We start from the raw sequence: 20,551 nt of genomic DNA on the forward strand, positions 1-20,551 counted from the left end.
ATGCACGGTTACGTTCGCCCGGGAAACAGCCAGCCAGCCTGGCTGTTTCCTTTCATCGTCAGTGTGGTTGTCATCCTCAGCGTGCTGCCGCTCGCCCGCCTCGCCGTGACCGGCATTGCGGCGTTCGCCGATGGCGGGGCCGTCGCGGTGCTGACGAATCGCGCGCTCTGGCAGGCGACCTATTACACGCTGGTGACCGCCATTTTCGGAACCGTCATCTCGGTCCTGATCGGCTCGCTCTTCGCTTTCCTGCTGACGCTCACCGACATCCCGGCCAAGGGGCCGCTCAGCTTCCTCTTCGTGCTGCCGATGATGATCCCGCCGCAGGTGACGGCGCTTGCCTGGGTGCAGATGTCCGGCCCGTCCAGCCCGCTCCTGAAAGCGCTCGGCATCGCCCCGCCGCTCGGCTCGCCGCAGCCGCTTTATTCGCTGGGCGGCATCGCGCTGCTCTACGGCGTGCAGCATGCGCCGTTGGTTTATCTTGCGCTGAGGGCTGGGTTGCTCAGCGTGCCGCGCGACGGCATCGAGGCGGCGCGGCTGTCCGGCGCCCCGGCCTTGCGCACGTTCCGGGATATCGTGCTGCCGCTGGCGCTGCCCGGCATGATCGCCGGTGCCGCCATCGCCTTCGTGTCCTGCATCGGCAATTTCGGTATTCCGGCGATCCTCGGCATTCCGGCCTCGATCTACACGCTGGCGACGCTGATCTTCACCAAGTTCGCCGCCTTCACCGACCGCACCTTCGGCGAGGTCGCCGTGCTCTCCGGCGTCATCGCGCTCATCTCCGTGGCGGGGCTTGCGGTGCAGGAGCGCGCGCTTGGCGGGCGCGACTACCGGATTCTCGGACAGGCGGGCGCCGCGACGAGTTTTCAGGTCGGCTGGTGGAGGTTCTTGTTCGTCCCCATGCTGCTGATCGTGCTCTTCTTCATGCTCGTCGCGCCGTTCTTCGCGCTGCTGGCGGGCGCGCTGGTGCCGGCCTATGGCGTGCCGCTGACGCTCGAAACCATGTCGTTCAACGCCTTCCAGGAAGTGCTGCTGCGCCAAGCAGTGACGCGCACGGCCTTCGCCAATTCGCTCTTCCTGGCCACCGTCACCGCGGTCGGCCTGCTCGGCCTCTCGGTGCTGGCCGGCTACGTGCTGACGCGGCGGCGGGATGTCGTTGCCCGCATCGCCGCGAGCCTCATCGAAATCCCCTATGCGTTGCCGGGCATCATCGTCGCCGTCGCGTTCATCCTCGTCTTCGCGGCACCGCTGCCGGTTTTCAACGTCACGCTCTACGGCACGATCTGGATCATCCTGCTTGCCTATTTCGCAAGCTTCTTCGCCGTCAGCCTGAAACCCGTGGTGAGCGCCTACCGCCAGCTCGACCCGGCGCTGGAAGAGGCGGCGCGGCTGGCCGGCGCAGGCTTCTTCCGACGCCTGAAGGATATTCTCGTGCCGCTCGTGGCGCCCGCCGCCGGCGCCTCCGTCATCCTGGTCTTCCTCATCGCCTGCAACGAACTCACCGTCTCCGCCCTTCTCTGGTCTGCCGGCACCCAGACGCTGGGCGTCGTTATCTACAATCTCGATGACAGCGGCGGCTCCGATCTCGCCTCGGCGCTCTCCGTGCTCGTCGTCCTCATGGTCGTCGTCATGATGCTGTTGCTGGAATGGCTGGCGAAGCGCCTGCCGAAGGGAGTGGTGCCGTGGCGAAGCTGATCCTCAACCATGTCAGCAAGCAGTTCGGCACCGGCCGTCCGGCGGTGAGCGGCCTGTCGCTCGACGTGCGCGAGGGCGGTTTCCTCGCGCTGCTCGGGCCTTCGGGTTGCGGCAAGACGACGGTGCTGCGCATGATCGCCGGCTTCGAGGGACCGAGCGACGGGGCGATTTTCCTTGGCGAGCGCTTGCTTGCGAATGCCGCACAATCCCTGCCGCCGGAGCGGCGCAACATGGCAATGGTCTTCCAGTCCTACGCGCTCTGGCCGCATATGAGCGTCGCCGACAATGTCGGTTATCCGCTGAAGGTGCGGGGCGTCTCGCGCGAAATCTATCGCAACCGCATTCGCGAGGCACTGGATACGGTGCGGCTCGCCGACCATGCGGAACGCCGGCCGGCAGAACTTTCCGGCGGCCAGCGGCAGCGGGTGGCGTTGGCGCGATGCCTCGTCACCGAGCCGGATGTCGTGCTGCTCGACGAGCCGCTCGCCAATCTCGACCGGCACCTACGCCAGGAGATGGAGGAGACTTTTCGCGAGTTCCACCAGCGATCAGGCGCCACGATGGTCTATGTCACGCACGACCAGAGCGAGGCCATGGCGCTGGCGACGGACGTCGCCGTCATGTCGCAGGGAAAGCTGCTGCAAGTCGCGCCGCCGGAGGAGATCTACGCCCGCCCCGAAGGCCGCCTCGTCGGCAGCCTGATCGGCCGGGGCTCGGTGCTTTCACTTGCGATGCCGGACAGCCTGCCGCGAAAACTCGCCTGGGACAGCATGCGCTCGATCCTCGTTTCGCCGATACCCGGCCCGGTGGCCGATATCCTCGTGCGACCGGAGGATATTGCGATTTCGGGTGAGGGCATCGCGGCGCGGGTGCGCTCCTCGCTCTACGAAGGCGAGCGCTACAGCCTGATCCTGGAACTCGAAGACGGCCAGATCCTGCGCGCCTTCAGCCGCCACCGGCCGCAGACCGGCGAGATCGTGCATGTAACGATCCACTCGGCCTGGCGGCTTTAGGCGTCGCGCTTTTCCGTGCTGCCCGGCGAGTGGCCGAAATGTTTGTGGTAGGCGGTGCAGAAATTGCTGGCATGGTTGTAGCCGGTGAAATGCGCGGCCTGCGCAACGCTCCAGCCCTGCCGTTCCAGTCCCGTCCTGGCGGTTTCCATGCGCACGTCATGCACGAAGGCGAAGACCGACTGGCCATAGACCTGGCGGAATTTCGTCTTCAGGCCGGATATGCTGAGGCCTGCCTCGCGGGCCAGCGATTGCAGGCTGTACGCGGCGCCCGGCTCGTCGAGGATCATGTGCCGCACCTTGCTCATCCGCATGCGGTCGCCGGGCCGGATGTCCGCCGGCAGATCACTGCCCGGGCGGTCGATCGTCTGCAAGGTGCGGGCGACGAGTTCGAGCGCGTAGCTTTCCGTCAGCAGACCACCAATGGTGCCCTCCAGCGGCTCGCCGAAGAGCTGGGCCGACAGGACATTCAGGCGGTGGTTCTTGCCGAGCATGATCATCTCGCTGGAACGGACCTGCTGTTCCACGAAATCAGCGAGCCCCTCGTCCGCCATCATGCCGGGCCTGAGCTGAAGCAGGATAGACTTGCTGCAATGGCCGGCGCTATAGCGCCCCCGCGTTTCCTCCTCGTCGTTGAAGCTGAAGAGCGCGGCCTCGCCCGGTTGCAGGATCACTGTCTCGCGACCCCGGCCGGCATTGACCTCCGACGGTCGCCCTTCGAGCGAGAAGACAAGGCTCAGCGAACGCGGAAAGGTCACGGCATGGTCGCTGTCGCGCAATGCCACGATATCGGCCGTCGAGACATTGATGCCGGAGCTCATGGCCTGCGTGTAGAGCCTGCCCTTGAAAAGCCGGTTCTCCTCGTCCTCCGCCGGCTGGTCGAGCAGCGCATAGCGATCGCAGAACAGCATCGACGCGTCGGAAAAGTCCTGGGCGGAAACCGTTCGCCGCTTCGTGTCGGAACTGATCGAAGGGTCTGTCATGCTGGTCTACCGCAGGGGTTGGAGCGCGGCGGTTTTTTCGCCATGTGTCGCGCCAGGATAAGCGCAGGGCAGTGCGGATGCAATAAACATGATATTTTTAATCTACTTTAATCCGCGTGGATTTGGCCGCTCGCATAACAAAGCTGCCGTCCCGCATAAACCCGCCCTCTGGCACAACCTGGAGGCATCCGACTAAGAAGCTGCCATGGTGGAAAATGGGTGGTGAAAATGACGGACGATGGCGACGAGGTGCAGGCGACCCTGCTGTCCGGCATGCTCTCCAGACAGGTTTCGTTTGTGACGCTGGCTCTCATCGCCGGCGCCCTCTGGCGTTGGGAGGCGCTGACATTGGGCGAGTGGATCTGGCTCGCCGCCTTCATCCTGACGATGCTGATCCGCATGACGCACCTCAAGCGCAACAGCGGGAACAAGGTCCGCGGTCCGCGCAAAAGCCGCAGTGAGACACTCCCGGTCCTCATCCTGCTTGTCACTCTTCTCCTGCCGCTCGTGCATCTTGCGACCGATGGTCTGCCGTCGTTCGATTGTCGCCTGCCACTCACCTGCACGCTCGTCGGCGGGTTGCTGCAATGGCCCTATCTTTGGCTCTTCTATCGGTCCCATGCGGACCTGCGGCGCAACTGGAGCCCCGGGCTTGAAATCCGCGACGGGCATGAACTGGTAGTGCATGGCGTCTACAATCGGATCCGCCACCCGATGTATGCGGCGGTTGGGCTTTCGGCGCTTGCGCAGCCGCTGCTCATCCAGAATTGGCTTGCCGGTCCACCCGTGCTTCTTGCCGTCTGCGCCTTCTGGTTCCTGCGCGTGCCGGCGGAAGAGCGCATGATGGCCGCGCATTTCGGCGATGCCTACGCGGCGTACGCCGCCAGAACCGGCCGCCTCCTGCCGGTCCGGCGACATGGATAGAATCGATTATTTCGCAAGTCTCCGGCTGCTCGCGCGCCATTCGGCCGGGGCAAGGGTCGGTCTCCTGCTATCGGTGCTGCTCGCGGTCGTCTCGTCCGGGCTGGAACTGCTGCCGCTGTGGTTGGTCTGGGGACTCGTCGTCTCGATTGTCGAGGGAACCGCGACGATTTCCGGTTTCCTCCTCACGGCGGGGATGACGGCGTCGGTGATCCTTATCGGTTATGCGGTGCAGGCGATCTCCATCGCTGGGGCGCACCGTGCCGCCTTTCGGATGATCCACACGCTTCGCCTTGCCGTCGCGCTCCGGCTCGCGCGCTTCCCGCTCGGCCGGCTGTCGCGCCTCAGCGCAGGTGAGGCGAAGGCACTGATCGTCGATGAACCGGACCGCCTGGAAACGGTGATCGCTCATGGCCTGCCGGAAGGCGCAGGCGCACTCGTCACCTGGTTTGCGGTCTCGCTCTGGCTTTTTGCGGTGGACTGGCGCATGGCGTTTGCCGCCGTCGTGCTGACGCCCATCGCGTTTTTCGCCATCGGCCTCGGCATGGCGCGCTCCGGGCGAGAGGTTCCGGCCTTCCAGAAGGCGAACGAGCGCATGAATGCGGCGATCGTCGAATTTCTCGCCGGCATGCCGGTGGTCAAGGTGTTTGGCGGCGCGGGCTTTTCCGGCGTCGACGATGCCGTTCGCGATTATCTGCGCATCGAAACGGCGATCGCGCGTGATCACGTCGTCTTCCTCGGCATCTTCAATGCCTTGGTGCTGGCCAACATCACCATCATCCTGCCCGCAGGTCTCTGGCTGATGAGCACGGGTACGCTGGACGTCGAAACCTTCCTGCTCTTCGTCATCGTCGGGGCGGGCTACAGCCAGCCGCTCGTCCAGCTCTTCGTGCTGTTTCAGGCGATCGCCAAGATTTCCGTGTCCTCGACCGCGGTCGCGAGCGTGCTGGATGGTCCCGTACAGAGCGACACCGGCTGTAGCGTTCCACTGCCGAATAGGGATATCGTCTTCGACAAGGTTTGCTTCGCCTACGGCGACCGCACGGTGTTGCACGACATCTCGTTCACGGCGCGGCAGGGCACGGTGACGGCGCTGGTCGGCGCCTCCGGTTCCGGCAAAAGCACGGTCGCGTCACTGGTTGCGCGCTTCGACGACGTTTCCGCCGGCCGTATTACGCTTGGTGGCGTCGATCTGCAGGAGATCGCGGTCGAACAGCTCATGGAGGAGGTCAGCGTCGTCTTTCAGGACGTCTTTCTCTTTGCCGACACGATCGCCGCCAACATCGCCTTGGGAAAACCCGGCGCGACCCTTGAAGAAATCCGCGCCGCCGCGCGCGCGGCACAGGCCGATGCCTTCATCACCGCCTTGCCGGATGGCTACGAAACGCAGCTCGCAACGGGCGGCGGCACGCTTTCCGGCGGCGAGCGGCAGCGCATCGCCATAGCGCGCGCCATGCTGAAAGCCTCGGCCGTCGTTGTGCTGGACGAAGCGACTGCCTTCGCCGACGCCGGCAGCGAGGCCGCGATCCAGCAGGCGATCGGCGCGCTTGCGGCCGGGCGCACGCTGCTCGTCATCGCCCACCGTTTGCACACCATCGCCGCTGCCGACCAGATCGTCGTGCTCAGCGGCGGCCGGGTCATCGAGCGCGGCGACCATGCTTCGCTGCTCGGCCGAAAGGGTGCCTATGCCCGCCTCTGGGCGGATTGGACCGCCGCGCGGTCCATGACGCTGCGGTCCGCTGCCGAGAAGGACGCGCCCGTTGACGCCTGAAAGACGATCGGACCTCGCAGCGCTTCGCCGGCTTTGGCGCCTGACCGCGAGACATCGCGGCCTGGTGCTCACCGGCATGTTCTGCCGCTTCCTGCAAGCCGGCACCCTCGGCCTCACCATCGTGCTCGCCGTCACCATGATTGCGAACCTTGCGAACGGCAAAGCGGTAACCGAAACCCTTGCGATGCGGGTGACGGCGCTGATGGCCGTTGCGCTTGCTGGCCAGCTCGTCTTCGGCATCCTGGCGACGAGGGCCTGTTGGATCGCCAGCCATCGGATCACCGGCCACCTGCGGCTGGTGATGCTGGATCGGCTACGCCGCCTGCCGATGGATTTTCACATCGCCCGCCACCGCGGCGATGCCGTGACGGCACTGACCGGCGACATGCAGGCGCTGGAGGTTTTCATCGCCGATGGCCTGCCCCGCATCGCACAGGCCATTGGCCTGCCGCTCGTCCTGTTCTGTCTGCTCGCCGCGACGGATTGGCGGGCAGGGTTGGTCGGGGCGGTGTCGATCGTGCTGGCCTTGCCCGTCCTGCTCTGGTCGAGCCGCCGGCTTGCCAGGCTCGCTGCCAGTCGCCAGACGATTCAGGCGGAGGCGGCGACGCGCATCGTCGAATATGTGAACGGCATGAAGGTCATCCGCGCTTTCAACAGGCTGGCCGACGGACATCTGGCGTTCCGGCAGGCGCTCGACCGGCTGCACACAGCCTCCGCGCACATGATTGCCGCACTGGCCGCGCCGATCATCGCCTTCGCCGCCATCGTGATGCTGGGCCTGCCGCTACTCATCGCATTTCTGGGCTATCGACATGCCACAGGAACCATGCCGACAGATGTCCTGATCACCGTTCTGGGCCTCGCAATGGCCTTCTACCCGTCGGTCCTGTCACTTATCGCGATCATGGAAACGACGCGGCTTGCCGATGCATCGCTTGCCCGCATGGACCGCATTCTTGCCACGACGCCGCTGCCGGAACCGGCTGTGCCAGCCTTTCCCAACGGATTCGATATTGTCTTCGACAAGGTGGGCTTCTCCTACGTTCCGGGCAAGCCGGCGCTGCGAGAAGTGAGTTTCAATGTGCCGGCACGCTCAATGCTGGCGATCGTCGGTCCGTCGGGTGCTGGAAAATCGACCATCCTCAATCTGCTGCTCCGCTTCTGGGATGTCGGGGAGGGCCGCATTTTGCTCGGGGGTGTCGATCTGCGCGCCATGTCCTACGAGACGCTCGCCGCGCAGATCGCGGTCGTCTTCCAGGATGTCTATCTTTTCTCCGGCACTATCCATGACGCGATCGCGGAAGGACGGCTCGGCGCAAGCCGGGCGGAGGTGGAGGCGGCCGCGCGGGAGGCACAGGCGCATGACTTCATCACGGTGCTGCCCGAGGGCTACGACACGGCGGTGGGAGAGGGCGGCGGCCGGCTTTCCGGCGGCGAGCGCCAGCGCATCGCCATCGCCCGCGCCATCCTGAAGGATGCGCCGATCGTGCTGCTGGACGAGGCGACGACGGCAATCGACCCCAGCAACGAGCGGGCGATCCAGACCGCGCTCGCCCGGCTCGTGGCAGACCGCACGCTGATCGTCATCGCCCACCGCCTTTCCACCATCCGCGATGCCGACCACATCCTTGTGCTGGAAGACGGCCGGGTCTGCGAACATGGCTCGTTCGACGGCCTCATTGCAGGGGGCGGACTGTTCGCCCTCCTCTGGAGTGAGCGCGCGCAGGCCTCGCACTGGCAGGTCGGAGGGCACCACCCCGTCCCTGCTTGCAAATAATCATGATTATAATATTCATATTTTTCTGGCGCGGGGTCGTGCCTGATTTGAAGGGCATCATGAACGCTTGCGGGAAGTGCGCAAATTTGACGGAGGGCACAGGGCAGCAGGCGAAAATTGTCTCCCTGAATAATCCATCTGGCCGCGCGCATAAGCCCGCTCCATGGCAGTGTCGGTCCTGAAACAATAATCTTCCTTTGATTTCAAACCGCGAGGCTAAGCCGACCGCGAGTCCACCGGACCCGCCGCCGGCTCGTTTCGCCCATTCGACTGGAGTATCGAATGCCGTCCGCCAAGATTGACCTGCAGAGCGTTCCCCCGGCCCGCCCGTTCACGGCCGCCGGCGCCAAACGGCGGGGCGTTCTGCCGAGCCGGACGCGGCTTCTCGCAGGCGTCGCCTTCGCGGTGACGATCGTCGCGGCCGGTGCCGCGTTGTCGCAGGACGTGCGCGAGGAGGACAAGACATCACGCGTGCCGGCAGGCGAGACCACCACGTTGAAGGCGATCACCGTCGAGGCCCGCCGGTACAGCGAAAACCCGCTGGACGTGCCGGTCAGCGTTTCGATCGTAACCGGACTGAAGCTTGAGAACGAGCGCATCAACGACGTGCAGGACCTGTCGGACCGCGTCGTCGGCCTGCAGATCCCCAATTACGGCGACGACCCCCGCACCGCCCAGCCGATCGTGCGCGGCGTCGGCACGCTCTCGACGCTGCTGTCGCCGGACAACAGCACGGCGCCGACCATCATCGACGGCGTTCCCATGCCGGCCTTCGCCGCCTCGGGGCAGATGCTGGATGTCGGCCAGGTCGATGTGCTGCGCGGGCCGCAGGGCACGCTCTTCGGCCGCAACTCGACCGGCGGCGCGATCAACATCACCAGCATGGTGCCCGACGAGGAGACGATCCGCCAGATCACGGCGGAGGTCGGCACGGAAGGCTATCGCAAGGGCGAGTTCATCCTCGGGGGCGCGATCAACGAAGAGCTCTTCGGCCGCGTCGCCGTGCGCTATCAGGGCCGCGGCGCCTATGTGAAAAACGACCATCCGGGAGAAAAGGACATTGGCGGCTTCGACGTCGGCGCCGCCAAGGGAACGCTTCTGTGGACGCCGGGCGACACGACCGAGGTGAAACTCACCCTCGGCTTCGAGAAATACGATGGCGATACCGGCTATCCCTACCTGCTGCGCGACAGCCATGCCTATCAGGAGACGCCGGAATTCCGACGCGACCTCGCCTATGTCACGCTGAACACCTCGCATGATTTCGAGAGTTTCGCGCTGAAGACGACGACGGGCTTCACCTATTACGACATCTACAACTGGACGGACAATTCGGACGGCTACATCAACAGCGCCACATTCGGTGCCTTCGGCATGGTCATTCCGCCGGAGTTTTATACCAACGACGGCGAGTTCAACGTCACGGACCAGAAGGAAAACCAGTTCTACCAGGAGGTCCGCCTGCAATCGCTCGACGGCTCCGAGACGAAATGGGTGGCAGGCGCGGTGTTCTCCTACAACGATTTTTCGGAGAACGCCTTCGGCACGTCCACCATGTCGGCCTCGATCAACGGCACGCGCGACGTCAACCTGACCTCGACCTCGTCGGCCATCTTCTTCGACGTGGCGCAGCCCTTTGCCGAGCGCTTCGAGATCGGCGGTGGCCTGCGCTACACGCATGAACGCAAGGAGATCGACGCGCTCTATACCGGCACAGGCTTCCCTGGCACCGTGGCGAGTTTTGCGCAGGACAGTTCGCGCAATTTCGACATGCTCTCCGGACGCCTCTCGCTCAGCTACAAGCCGACAGACGACAGCCTGATCTACGGCAGCGTCAGCCGCGGCAACAAGGCCGGCGGCTTCCCGCGCTTCACGGGCAATGCCGCGATCGGCCTGCCCGAAGACGGGTACGACACCACCTCGATCTGGGCCTATGAACTGGGCTGGAAGGGCGACCTCGTCGACAGCGGCACGAGCCTTGCCATCGCCGGCTTCTACAATGACGTCAAGGACGAGGCGATCTTCGGCTTCGACCCCGCGACCATGACCTTCCCGATCGAGAATTTCGACCTGAAGACTTATGGCGCCGAGGCTGAAGTCCGCAAGGAATTCGACAACGGCTTTGGCGTCTTTGCCGGCGTCACGCTCACCCATTCGGAGATCACCGGCATTCCGGCGGGCGGTGTGCTTCAGGCGAAGGTCGGCAACGAGGTGCCGAACGTGCCGCTCTGGTCGGCCAATCTCGGCCTCACCTATCGCGGCGATGCGGACTTCCTGAACATGACCGGCAATCCGCAGCTCACCGGCTATCTCGGCTACCGCTATGTCGGCGAACGCGCCGGCGACACCGGCAACAATTTCGATCTCGAAGCCCAGCACATTGTCGATGCACGGCTCGGCCTAAAGATCGATGAGACCGAGTTCTACGTGTTCGGCGAAAATCTGGTCGGCGATCTGCTGGAGCAGCAGGGCGCGCATCTGACGGCGAACATCAATTCCGTCGTGGTCTCACGCGGTCGGACGATCGGCGTCGGCGTCACGACAAGGTTCTGATCGCCGAAGCACATCACAAGGACATGATATGAAACCCGCGAACTGGGTCCTGATCGCCAGCCTCTACGTCACGCAATTCCTGCCGGTCTCCTTCTTCTTCATGGGGCTGCCGGCGATCCTGCGGGAACAGGGCAAGACGCTGGAGGAGATCGGCGCTCTCTACCTGCTCGGTTTCGTCTGGGTGCTGAAGATCCTGTGGGCGCCGCTCGTCGACAGGATATCTTTCGGCCGGCTAGGCCATTATCGCGGCTGGCTGATCCTGATGCAGGCGGCGATGATCGCCATGCTGGTCGTGATCAGCCGGATCGACGGGCTGGGCCAGTTCCCGCTTCTGGTTGTGCTCGGCCTGGTGCTGACGGTGTTTTCGGCCACACAGGACATTGCGACGGACGCCATCACCTGCCGGCTGCTGCCGGGCGAACTGAGGGGGTTCGGCAACAGCGTGCAGGTCGCGGGCGGTCTCGTCGGCATCATGCTCGGCGGTGGTCTTACGCTGGCGCTCTATCCGCGCATCGGCTGGGCGGGCTGCTTCCTGCTGATGGCGGCGGCTCTCGCGTGCTGCCTCGTGCAAATCCTGTTCTTCAGGGAACAGGCGGCGGTCACGGCGGAGCGGGGTGCCTATGGCCGCATCTGGCGGGTCTGGGCGAAGCCGGGCATGGCGGGCTGGGCGGCGCTGATGATGGTGGTGCCGCTCGGCATCGGCATGGTCTTCGCCATGCTGAGCCCGATGCTGATCGATATCGGCTGGCCGGTCGATGCCGTCGGCTTCACGCTCAATATCGTCGGTTCGCTGGTCGGGCTGGTCGCCGTCTTCGGCGCCGGGATGCTCATCCGTCGCTTCGGGCGGCGGCGCATGCTGGTGGCGGCGGCCTTCGTGCAGGCTGCGATCATCCTCACCGTGCTGCCGCTGGCCGTCGGGGCGCGGGAGACCTGGGTGATCCTGCCTGGCCTCTTGCTCGTGTTTCTGATCTACAATCCCATCGCCACCGTGATGTTGACCATCATGATGGACCGCACGACGGCGGGCAGCGAAGGCACCGATTTCACGGCGCAATACAGTCTCTACAGCTTCATGGGTTTCCTCTCCGGTGCGGTCGCGCTACAGATCGGCGGGGCGGCGGGGTATCCGGCACTGGTTCTCATCGCCGCTGGCCTCGCGCTCGTCGCCGGGTTTCTAGCGCTGCGACTTTACCGCGAGGAGCGACCAGTGAGCAGCGCAGCGCCCGCTTATGGCGCTGCCTGAGTGACTGATACCACCATGAGAAGCCGACGCGAAGGCGGTTGCAACCGGCTTGCGTTTTTGCCGGCCTTCGCTCAAGTTCCGCATCCGAAGCCATGACGCAGGCGGTGGCATGGCGTCGTGTTTCCGGTATGCGGACGGATGGTGGAAAGTGATCAAAGCCGTGAGCGACATGCAATTCGGACCGTTCACGATCGCGCCGGGCCGAAGGGCACTGCTGCGGGATGGAAAGCTCGTGCCGCTCGGCAGCCGCGCCGCCGATATCCTCATCTTCCTCGCCTCCCATCCGGGTGAACTGAAGACCAATGCGGAGATCGTCCGGCATGTCTGGCCCAACACGTTTGTCGAGGAGGCCAATCTTCGGGTCCATATTTCCGCACTCCGCAAGGCGCTGGACGACACCCAGAAGGAACCGAAGTTCATCACGAACGTGCCGGGGCGGGGGTATACGTTTATCGCCGATCTGGCTTCGCCAGCATCGCGACCGCCACAACCCGCGCCAGTGCCGGTGGGCCTTCCCACGGGGCCACGCATCTTTGGTCGCGAACAGTCGATTGCCCTGATCGCGTCGCAGCTCGTTCGCTCCCGCCTGCTGACGATCGTCGGGCCGGGCGGTATCGGCAAGTCCATCGTCGCCCGGGCCGTAGCCGCGGGCGAGGGGCTGGCGGGGGAGGTCTTGTGGGTCGATCTTTCCGAAGTTGCACAGTCTGGGCTGGTCGCGACTTCGATTGCCTCGGCGCTTGGAATCCTCTCGCGGACCGACGATCTTGCCGGCGATATCGCCCGCCACCTCACTGAGCGCGATATCCTGTTGGTACTCGACAGCTGCGAGCAGGTGGTCGACGGCGCTGCTGCCCTTGTGGAGGCGATTTTGCGCGGCGCGCCGGCCGCCCGCATCCTGGCGACGAGCCGCGAGCCGCTAAGGGCGGATGGCGAACGCGTGCATCGGCTGCCGGCGCTCGAACTACCTTTGACGGCTGGCGGCGCGCGGGACGCGATGATGTCGCCGGCGGTGCAATTGTTCGTCGAGCGCGCCGATGCCTGCCTTGGAAGCTACGAATTGTCCGACGCGGACGCGCCCCATGTCGTCGATATCTGCGCGCGGCTCGATGGCATCGCGCTGGCGATCGAGCTTGCGGCCGGGCGGCTGGAAACGATCAGCATTCCGGGCCTTGCGTCGTCCCTCTCCGATTGTTTTCGCGTGCTGACGCGTGGCCGGCGCACCGCACTGCCCCGGCACCAGACGCTGCGGGCCACGCTCGACTGGAGCTACACCATCCTGTCGGCGCATGAAAAGACGGCGCTGACGGAACTCTCGGTCCTGCGCGGCTGGTTCAGCGGCGATGCCGGCATGGCCGTGCTTTCGAGAACCGAGGCGGAAGACGACCTGGCCTCCCTCGTCGCCAAGTCTCTCGTGGCCGCCGATCCGCATGCGATCGGCACGCGCTATCGCCTGCTCGACACGACGCGCATCTATGCCGCCGAGAAGCTCGCGGCGGCAAACGGGACGGACGCGGCGATGGCGCGGCTCGCGGCCTATCTTCAGATGCGTTTCGAGCGCGCCGAGCAGGAGCTGTATTCTGCCGCCATGGCGGACTGGTCGGAGGATTTCGCGTCGCAGATGGCGAACCTGCGCGCCGCGCTCGACTGGGCCTTCTCGCCGACCGGCGATACGCTGCTCGGCGTGCGGCTGACGGTGGCGAGCCTGCCGCTGTTCTTCCGCCTGTCGCTGCTCGATGAATGCCTGGTCGCCGTCACGCGGGCGATCGCCTATCTCGAAGAGCGGCCCGGCCTGGACGAGCGCAGCCGCATGAAGCTCTATGCGGCACTCGGCTGGCCGCAGATGCGCGCTACCGATGCGCCCGAGCACGGCATCGCGGCCTGGTCGACGACGCTCAGGATCGCCGAGGAGATCGGCGACGCCGACCATCAGTTGCGGGCGACCTGGGCATTGTGGGTCGATGCCATCAATCGTGCAGAACCGCGGCTTGGCATGGCGTTCGCCGAGAAATTCGGCGCGCTCGCCCAGGCATCGGCAGATCCGATGGACGTCATCATCGGCAAGCGGATGCGTGGCGCCACGCTTCACTGGCTGGGCCGCCACCGGGAATGCCGCGACGAGTTGCGGCAGATGCTGCGCGACTATACCAGCCTCAGGGCCGGGCAGCATTCCATCCGCTTCCAGTTCGACCAGCGCGTCACTGCCCGCATCATCCTTGCCCGGGCGATGTGGCTGCTGGGAGACGAGGACGGCGCGCTGCGGGAGGTGCAGGAGACCGTCGATTACGCCAGCGAGATCCGCCACACGCTCTCGCTCTCAAATGTGCTGGCCGAAGCGGCATGCCCGCTCGCGCTGCTGTCGGGCCGGGACGATCTTGCGGTCGGCTACATCGCGTCTTTGCGGGAGCACACCAAGGCGCTCTCGCTGGATGTGTGGCACGCCTATGCCGATTGTTTCGAGGCGGAACTCGTGCTGCGGGCAGGGCGGGCGGAGGAAAGCAGCCGGCAGCTTCGCGCCGCGATGACCACGCTTGAAGGCGCAGGCTTCACCCTGTTCCAGACCTATTTCCAGTCGGTCGCCGCGCTGGCCTTGAGTGAGCAGGCTCAGCATTCAGAAGCCATGCGGCTTGTGGAAACGGCGCTCGAACATTGCCGCCAGTCCGGCGAGCGCTGGTGCCTGCCGGAGCTTTTCCGAGTGAAGGCTCGCGTTGCTTTTGCTGCGGATGGGGAAGGGGCGCTTGCCCGTGCCATGGAAAATCTCGACCTCGCCGCGGCGACGGCTTCGGAGGACAACGCGGTCGCCTGGACGCGCCGCATCGATCGGGATCGGCGTGCGCTCGGCGCCGTCATCGGTGATTGAGCCGATTTGCACGGATTTACAACTCTCAACTCGTTCTCCCGCCGCGAAACCGCGATGATGCGGCGAGAATGGGAGAGTGGAATGACCGAAATGCCCTTCATCCCGCGTTTTGTGATCCTGATCGTGGAGGATGAGGAAGAGCGGCCGGATGTCGGCCTGCCGTGGATTGCGCCGGCCTATTATGCCTTCCGGGACATGGGCGTCGAGGTGGCCATCGCCACACTGCTCGGCGGTCCGCCGATCCTCACGACCCTGCGGGCGACGGCAGACGAAAGTTTCGCGGTGGAGCGGTTCAAGGCGGACAGGAACGCCCGCGACGAACTTGCCGACACGCTGAGCCTCGACCAGATCGTCGTGGAAGACTTCGACGCGGCCTTTTGCCTCGGCTTTTCGGGTCAGATCTGGGAGGTAGACGGCGCGGTTTCCGCTTTCATGCGTGCCTTCCTGTCCGCGGGAAAGCCGGTTGCCCTCGTTCCCGGCAAATACGCAATGGTCACGCCCGAAGGTGCGGGCGCCGGGCTGCTGATACTCGGCGATAGCGAGGCCTCGCCGCTCCATGCAGCGCGCGCCCTGGTCCATCTGGTCTGCGAGATGCACGCCGCCCCTGACATTCAACGGCTTTAAGGAAGCCGGGAACGACGCTAGACTGCGCTTACTGCACGTCGCCTTTGCATCGATTTACGACGCTTTACTCGTGTTGCGGCTTCGTCTGCGTCACCTTGATTTTCGTCAACGAGACGCGGGCAAAGTCCGCACAGGAGGGAAGCCATGAATGAATGGGCCACCGCCTTTCCGGTCGCAGCCACGCGCCGCGGCCTTCTTCTTGGAGCCGCAGCCACCATCGCGGCGCTTGCACTTCCGACATATGCCGACGCGCAGACATCGAACACCAATCAGGACGAAACGAAGGACACCGCCATGCCTTTCATCAAAATCGCCGACGACGTCGAAATCTATTACAAGGACTGGGGTCCGAAGGACGCGCAGCCCGTTGTCTTCCATCACGGCTGGCCGCTTTCGGCGGACGACTGGGACAACCAGATGATGTTCTTCCTCGAAAACGGCTACCGCGTCATTGCCCATGACCGCCGGGGCCATGGCCGCTCCAGCCAGACCTGGACCGGCAACGAGATGGACACCTACGCCGCCGACGTCGCGGCGCTCACCGATGCACTCGACCTCAAGGACGCCATCCATGTCGGCCATTCGACGGGCGGCGGTGAAGTCGTGCACTATGTCGCCCGCGCCAAGAAGGGGCGCGTCGCCAAGGCGGTCATCATCGGCGCGGTGCCGCCGATCATGGTGAAGTCCGAGACGAATCCGGGCGGACTGCCGATCGAGGTCTTCGACGGTTTTCGCGCGGCACTCGTCGCCAATCGCGCCCAGTTCTTCCTGGATGTCCCCTCCGGCCCGTTCTACGGCTTCAACCGGCCGGGCGCGAAGGTCTCCGAGGGCGTCATCAACAATTGGTGGCGGCAGGGCATGATGGGCGGCGCAAAGGCGCATTACGATTGCATCAAGGCGTTCTCCGAGACCGATTTCACGGAGGACCTCAAGGCGATCGACCTGCCGGTGCTCGTCATGCACGGCGAGGATGACCAGATCGTGCCGATTGCCGACTCCGCGCCGCTCTCGGCAAAACTGCTGAAGAACAGCACGCTCAAGACCTACAAGGACCTGCCGCACGGCATGTGCACGACCCATCCGGAGATCATCAATCCCGATCTTCTGGCCTTCATCAAGAGCTAGTCCGACTGATCGCCATGCACGCCGGGCCGCTGATCCGGCGTGCGCTTTGCCACAATATGAGGAAGAGGAGATTTCGAATGCCAAGGAAAACCGCAATGGTGACCGGAGCCTCCTCGGGGATCGGCGCCATCTATGCCGATCGCCTCGCCGGGCGCGGCTTCGACCTGTTGACCGTCGCCCGCGACCGCGGTCGTTTGGAAGAACAAGCGGCGCGCCTTGCCGCAAGCCATGGCGTTAACGTGACGCCGCTTCCGGCGGACCTTTCCGGTCACGAGGGGCTGGAGCCGGTGCTCGCGAAACTTCGGGAAGACACGGGGATCACCATGCTCGTCAACTGCGCGGGGAGCGGCCCGAAAGGCCCGGTGCTGCAATCCGACGCCACTGGCCTTGCCGCCATGGTTCATCTCAATGTCGATGTATTGCATGCCCTGACGGTGGAAGCGGCGAAGGCCTTTGCGGCGCGCGGCGAGGGGGCGATCATCAACATTGCCTCGGTCGTGGCGCTGATGCCCGAGCGGTTCAACGCGGCCTATGTCGCCAGCAAGGCCTTCGTGCTCGCCTTCACCCAGGCAATGGCCGAGGAGCTGAAGGGGCAGGGCACGCAGATCCAGGCGGTGCTGCCCGGCTTCACGCGCACGGAAATCTTCGAGCGCGCCGGCATCGACATCAACGTCATCCCCGCCGACATGATCATGGGGGCGGAAGAGATGGTGGATGCTGCGCTGGCGGGTTTCGATCGCGGAGAACTCATCACCATCCCGTCGCTCGCCGATGATGGGCTCTGGCAGGCTTTGGAAACTGCCCGCCACGCGCTCGGCCCGCATCTGTCGTTGAAACACGCGGCACCGCGATACGGCATCTTTGTCGAAGCGGTTTGACGTAGCGGAACGGATCAGGGCGATTTTTCAAAGGAGATTTGTCATGTCCGCCTTCGAGTTTGGAAATATCCAGGCCACCCGCAGACAGGTGCTCGCCGGCGCGGCGGCCGCGGGCGTTTCGCTCGCCCTGCCGCGGAATGTCCTTGCCGCTCCGGTCCATACATTCTCGCACGGCGCATTCGACGTCTCGGTCGTCAGCGACGGCTTCATCATGCTGCCGCCCGAGGTTCTCCTGCCCGATGCGTCGGCCGAGGAGCGCGCCGATTTCCTGAAGCGTCTCGGCGGTGACGCGAAAGGGGCCGCGGTGCAGGCGAATATCCCGCTGATCCGGCACGGGCAGGACCTCATCCTGATAGACACCGGTTCGGGAACCAATTTCCAGCCGAGCGCGGGGCGCCTGGCGGAGAACCTGAAGACGCTCGGCGTGCTGCCGGAGCAGATCACCAAGGTCGTCTTCACCCATGTGCATCCGGATCATTCCGGTGCCACGACCACGGCCGACGGCAAGGTGCTTTTTCCGAACGCGCACTACTATGTCAGCGAGGCGGAATGGGCCTTCTGGATGGCCGACGATTTCGAAGCCCGCCAGCCCGCCGCGCTTCACGGCTTTGCGAAAGGCGCAAGGCGCGACCTTTCCGCCGTCGAAGATCGCCTGACGCGGGTGAAGCCGGACGATGAAATCCTGTCCGGCATGGCCATGGTATCGACGCCGGGCCATACGCCCGGCCATATGTCGGTGGAGATTGCCGGCGACGGAAACCTGCTGATCACGGGCGATGCCTGCACCAGCGATACGATCTTCTTCGAGCGGCCGGATTGGCATTTCGGTTTCGACACCCAGCCGGACATCGCTTTGAAGAGCAGGCAGATGTTGCTCGACCGCGCATCTTCGGAAAAGGTGAAGATGCTCGGCTATCATTGGACCTATCCGGGCGTCGGATTTGCGGAGCCCGCCGGGCAGGCTTACCGGTTCGTGCCGGCATAGCGTCGGGCGGTCAGGATTTGCTCTTTTGCGCCTCGATGAGATCGTGGATGCGGCTCAGGCCATGGGCCGTGCGGGATGACGTATGCCGCCATACCATGAGGGATGCGGATAGGAGCGTGCCGACGCAGAACACCCAAGGCCCCAGGAACCAGAGGATGGCGGCGAAGGTGAAATAATAGGAGCGCACGCCCTTGGAAAACGTCCGCAGCGCCGGATTGACGACGGAGGTCAGCGCGTCCGTCCAGGCATCGAGATCGCGGTCCTCGTTTTTGGACGGGCTGCTGCCGATCGCCGCCAGGCAGTAGTTCAGCTGGCGGACGGCCCAGACGAAATCCGAAAGCCCGCGCAGCAGGGTTCCGAAGACCAGCAGGATTTTCGTCTGGAGCAGCCAGGCCGGCGTGTCGCCCGCAAAGGTCGCGATCAGCCCCGTTTTGCTGAACGATGCGGGATCAATGGACAACGAGCCCACCACGGCCATGATGACCAGCAGGTTGGCCGAGGCGAAGAACGAGGCCGAGTTGATCGTGTGCCCGAGGATGGCGGCATCCCCGATGAAGTTGGTATCGCGCGTCAGCACTTCCCGCATCCAGGCCCGTCGGATCGCCTCCATGTTGCGCGGAATGCTGTTCTTGCGCTTGGTATATTCCAGCCATGGCTCCAGGGAGACCCAGACCAGCAAGAAAAACGCAATCGCGCCTATGTCCTCGAGCGGCATCTTTGGTCGGTCGTTGCCGCCCCCCTGTTTCCCCGGTGCCGACTGTGGCAAAGAATCGCCGATTGCTCAATCCTCGCTCCACAGTTCTGCGGGCAGGGCGGCGGCGGCCGTCAGCGGGCGTCGTGGAAGATGATGCCAAGGGTGTGGCGTTTGCCGGAGCGCACGCGGCTGACACCGTGCCGGAGATTGACGCGGTAATTGCCCTTCGTTCCCTGCACCGGGCGGTTATGCGCCGCGAAGGCCACCGCATCGCCCTGGCGCAGCGGCACGACCTCCACCCGGCTCTGCATGCGCGGCCGCTGTTCGGTCAGCACGAATTCGCCGCCGGTAAAGTCGCTGCCGGGCTCCGACAGCAGGATCGCCACCTGGATCGGAAAAGCGAGATCGCCGTAGAGATCCTGATGCAGGCAGTTGAAATCACCCGGCCTATATTGCAGCAGCAACGGCGTCGGCCGTACCTGGCCGGCGTCATGGCATTGCTGAAGGAACGGCGCGTGCTCGCCGGGATAACGCTCCGCGATCCCCATGCGCGCGTTCCAGGCATTGGCGACGCTCGCAAGGCGGGGATAGAGCGCCGTGCGCAGGCTGCCGAGAAGGTCGGGCAGGGGATATTTGAAGTAGCGGTATTCGCCCTTGCCGAAACCGTGCCGCGCCATGACGACGTGACTGCGGAAATGGCTTTCATCGGGATAGAGCGCCACAATCCCGCGGCACTCCTCCGGTGTCAGCAGTTTTGGAAGGACCGCGCAGCCGAAACCATCGAGCTCGTCGGCAAGCGCTTTCCAATCATAGGCGGCGACCCGTGCCTTGGCAGACGTCGCGACACTCATGCCAAGGCCTCCTTCCGGAGGAGTTCGCGCTTGCGCTCGATGCCCCAGCGGTAGCCGGCGAGTTCACCGTTTGCACGCAGGACCCGGTGGCACGGAATGGCGAGCGCAATCGGATTGGCGGCGCAGGCAGCGCCGACGGCCCGCGCGCTTGCGAGCGGGCTGATCCAGCCGGCCAGTTCCCGGTAGCTGACCGTACTGCCGACGGGAATCGTCCGCAGCCTTTCCCACACACGCCGCTGGAACGGCGTCCCGCGCATGTCGAGCATGAAGTGGAGACCCACAGCAGGCTCCGCGATGAAACGCAGCACCGCCTCCATGGCCTCTTTCACCGCAGCTTCGCCCGGGACAAGCGTCGCCTGCGGGAAGCGACGGGCGAGATCCGCCACCAGGTCTTCGGGACTGTCGCCGATGAGGATCGCGCAAACGCCCTTGGTGCTCTGCGCCAGCAAGACCTTGCCAAGCGTGCAATCGGCGACGGCGAAGGAAAGAATATCGGAGGTCTTCACCCTTGGTGCGGCGCGCAACGCCTTGTTGGCGATCATAAGGTTCATCGTCGTAACTCCTTGTTTGTCTTGGAGATCGAC

16 protein-coding genes are annotated in these 20,551 nt (G+C 64.7%); 12 read left to right on the forward strand and 4 right to left on the reverse strand.

Annotation, left to right across the window (positions count from 1 at the left end; all coding sequences use genetic code 11):
- On the forward strand, positions 1–1,695 hold the full coding sequence (locus tag AC1RWL_RS05875; RefSeq protein WP_493092824.1) for an ABC transporter permease: 1,695 nt from the start codon (positions 1–3) through the stop codon (positions 1,693–1,695).
- Entirely contained in the window at positions 1,683–2,708 is a 1,026-nt protein-coding gene (locus AC1RWL_RS05880) for an ABC transporter ATP-binding protein (protein WP_493092823.1), read from the forward strand. The genes AC1RWL_RS05875 and AC1RWL_RS05880 overlap by 13 nt, the downstream gene beginning before the upstream one ends.
- Here the strand turns inward: AC1RWL_RS05880 and AC1RWL_RS05885 are convergent.
- Positions 2,705–3,688, reverse strand: coding sequence for a helix-turn-helix transcriptional regulator (locus AC1RWL_RS05885; RefSeq protein WP_493092822.1), 984 nt, complete (start codon positions 3,686–3,688; stop codon positions 2,705–2,707). The two genes, AC1RWL_RS05880 and AC1RWL_RS05885, sit on opposite strands and share 4 nt — an antisense overlap.
- Positions 3,689–3,916: 228 nt before the next feature.
- Between AC1RWL_RS05885 and AC1RWL_RS05890 the strand changes: the two genes are divergently transcribed.
- From AC1RWL_RS05890 to AC1RWL_RS05935, 10 genes are all read left to right on the forward strand, one after another.
- Entirely contained in the window at positions 3,917–4,612 is a 696-nt protein-coding gene (locus tag AC1RWL_RS05890) for a protein-S-isoprenylcysteine O-methyltransferase (RefSeq protein WP_493093828.1), read from the forward strand.
- Entirely contained in the window at positions 4,605–6,380 is a 1,776-nt protein-coding gene (locus AC1RWL_RS05895; protein ID WP_493092821.1) for an ABC transporter ATP-binding protein, read from the forward strand. The genes AC1RWL_RS05890 and AC1RWL_RS05895 overlap by 8 nt, the downstream gene beginning before the upstream one ends.
- Positions 6,370–8,157, forward strand: a complete 1,788-nt coding sequence (locus tag AC1RWL_RS05900) for an ABC transporter ATP-binding protein (RefSeq protein WP_493092820.1) — start codon at positions 6,370–6,372, stop codon at positions 8,155–8,157. Before AC1RWL_RS05895 ends, AC1RWL_RS05900 begins: the two co-directional genes overlap by 11 nt.
- Positions 8,158–8,439: 282 nt before the next feature.
- A complete protein-coding gene (locus tag AC1RWL_RS05905) occupies positions 8,440–10,710 on the forward strand; it encodes a TonB-dependent receptor (RefSeq protein WP_493092819.1) in 2,271 nt (756 codons plus the stop codon).
- A gap of 28 nt (positions 10,711–10,738) precedes the next feature.
- Positions 10,739–11,953 (forward strand): MFS transporter, encoded by a 1,215-nt coding sequence (locus AC1RWL_RS05910; RefSeq protein WP_493092817.1) that lies wholly within the window; start codon positions 10,739–10,741, stop codon positions 11,951–11,953.
- A gap of 169 nt (positions 11,954–12,122) precedes the next feature.
- On the forward strand, positions 12,123–14,810 hold the full coding sequence (locus AC1RWL_RS05915) for an ATP-binding protein (RefSeq protein WP_493093827.1): 2,688 nt from the start codon (positions 12,123–12,125) through the stop codon (positions 14,808–14,810).
- Positions 14,811–14,891: 81 nt separating this feature from the next.
- On the forward strand, positions 14,892–15,434 hold the full coding sequence (locus AC1RWL_RS05920) for a type 1 glutamine amidotransferase family protein (protein ID WP_493092815.1): 543 nt from the start codon (positions 14,892–14,894) through the stop codon (positions 15,432–15,434).
- Between the two features lie 144 nt (positions 15,435–15,578).
- Positions 15,579–16,559, forward strand: coding sequence for an alpha/beta fold hydrolase (locus AC1RWL_RS05925; protein WP_493092814.1), 981 nt, complete (start codon positions 15,579–15,581; stop codon positions 16,557–16,559).
- Positions 16,560–16,636: 77 nt separating this feature from the next.
- Positions 16,637–17,437 carry an SDR family NAD(P)-dependent oxidoreductase gene (locus AC1RWL_RS05930; protein ID WP_493092813.1) on the forward strand — a complete coding sequence of 267 codons (801 nt, stop codon included), beginning with the start codon at positions 16,637–16,639 and terminating at the stop codon, positions 17,435–17,437.
- Between the two features lie 43 nt (positions 17,438–17,480).
- Positions 17,481–18,422, forward strand: coding sequence for an MBL fold metallo-hydrolase (locus tag AC1RWL_RS05935; protein WP_493092812.1), 942 nt, complete (start codon positions 17,481–17,483; stop codon positions 18,420–18,422).
- A gap of 10 nt (positions 18,423–18,432) precedes the next feature.
- Here the strand turns inward: AC1RWL_RS05935 and AC1RWL_RS05940 are convergent, their stop codons facing one another.
- The 3 genes from AC1RWL_RS05940 to AC1RWL_RS05950 all read right to left on the reverse strand — a co-directional run bounded on the left by AC1RWL_RS05940 (position 18,433) and on the right by AC1RWL_RS05950 (position 20,518).
- Positions 18,433–19,137: a DUF599 domain-containing protein gene (locus tag AC1RWL_RS05940; protein ID WP_439622006.1), complete on the reverse strand. Its 705-nt coding sequence runs from the start codon at positions 19,135–19,137 to the stop codon at positions 18,433–18,435.
- A 110-nt stretch (positions 19,138–19,247) separates the two neighbouring features.
- The gene (locus AC1RWL_RS05945) at positions 19,248–19,967 is read right to left on the reverse strand and encodes a 2OG-Fe(II) oxygenase (protein WP_493092811.1); all 720 of its coding nucleotides are present in this window, start codon (positions 19,965–19,967) and stop codon (positions 19,248–19,250) included.
- Positions 19,964–20,518, reverse strand: coding sequence for a methylated-DNA--[protein]-cysteine S-methyltransferase (locus tag AC1RWL_RS05950; RefSeq protein WP_493092810.1), 555 nt, complete (start codon positions 20,516–20,518; stop codon positions 19,964–19,966). Before AC1RWL_RS05950 ends, AC1RWL_RS05945 begins: the two co-directional genes overlap by 4 nt.
- Positions 20,519–20,551 lie beyond the last annotated feature (33 nt).

The sequence above is a fragment of the Shinella sp. GW821-FHT10F02 genome (genome assembly GCF_058809275.1).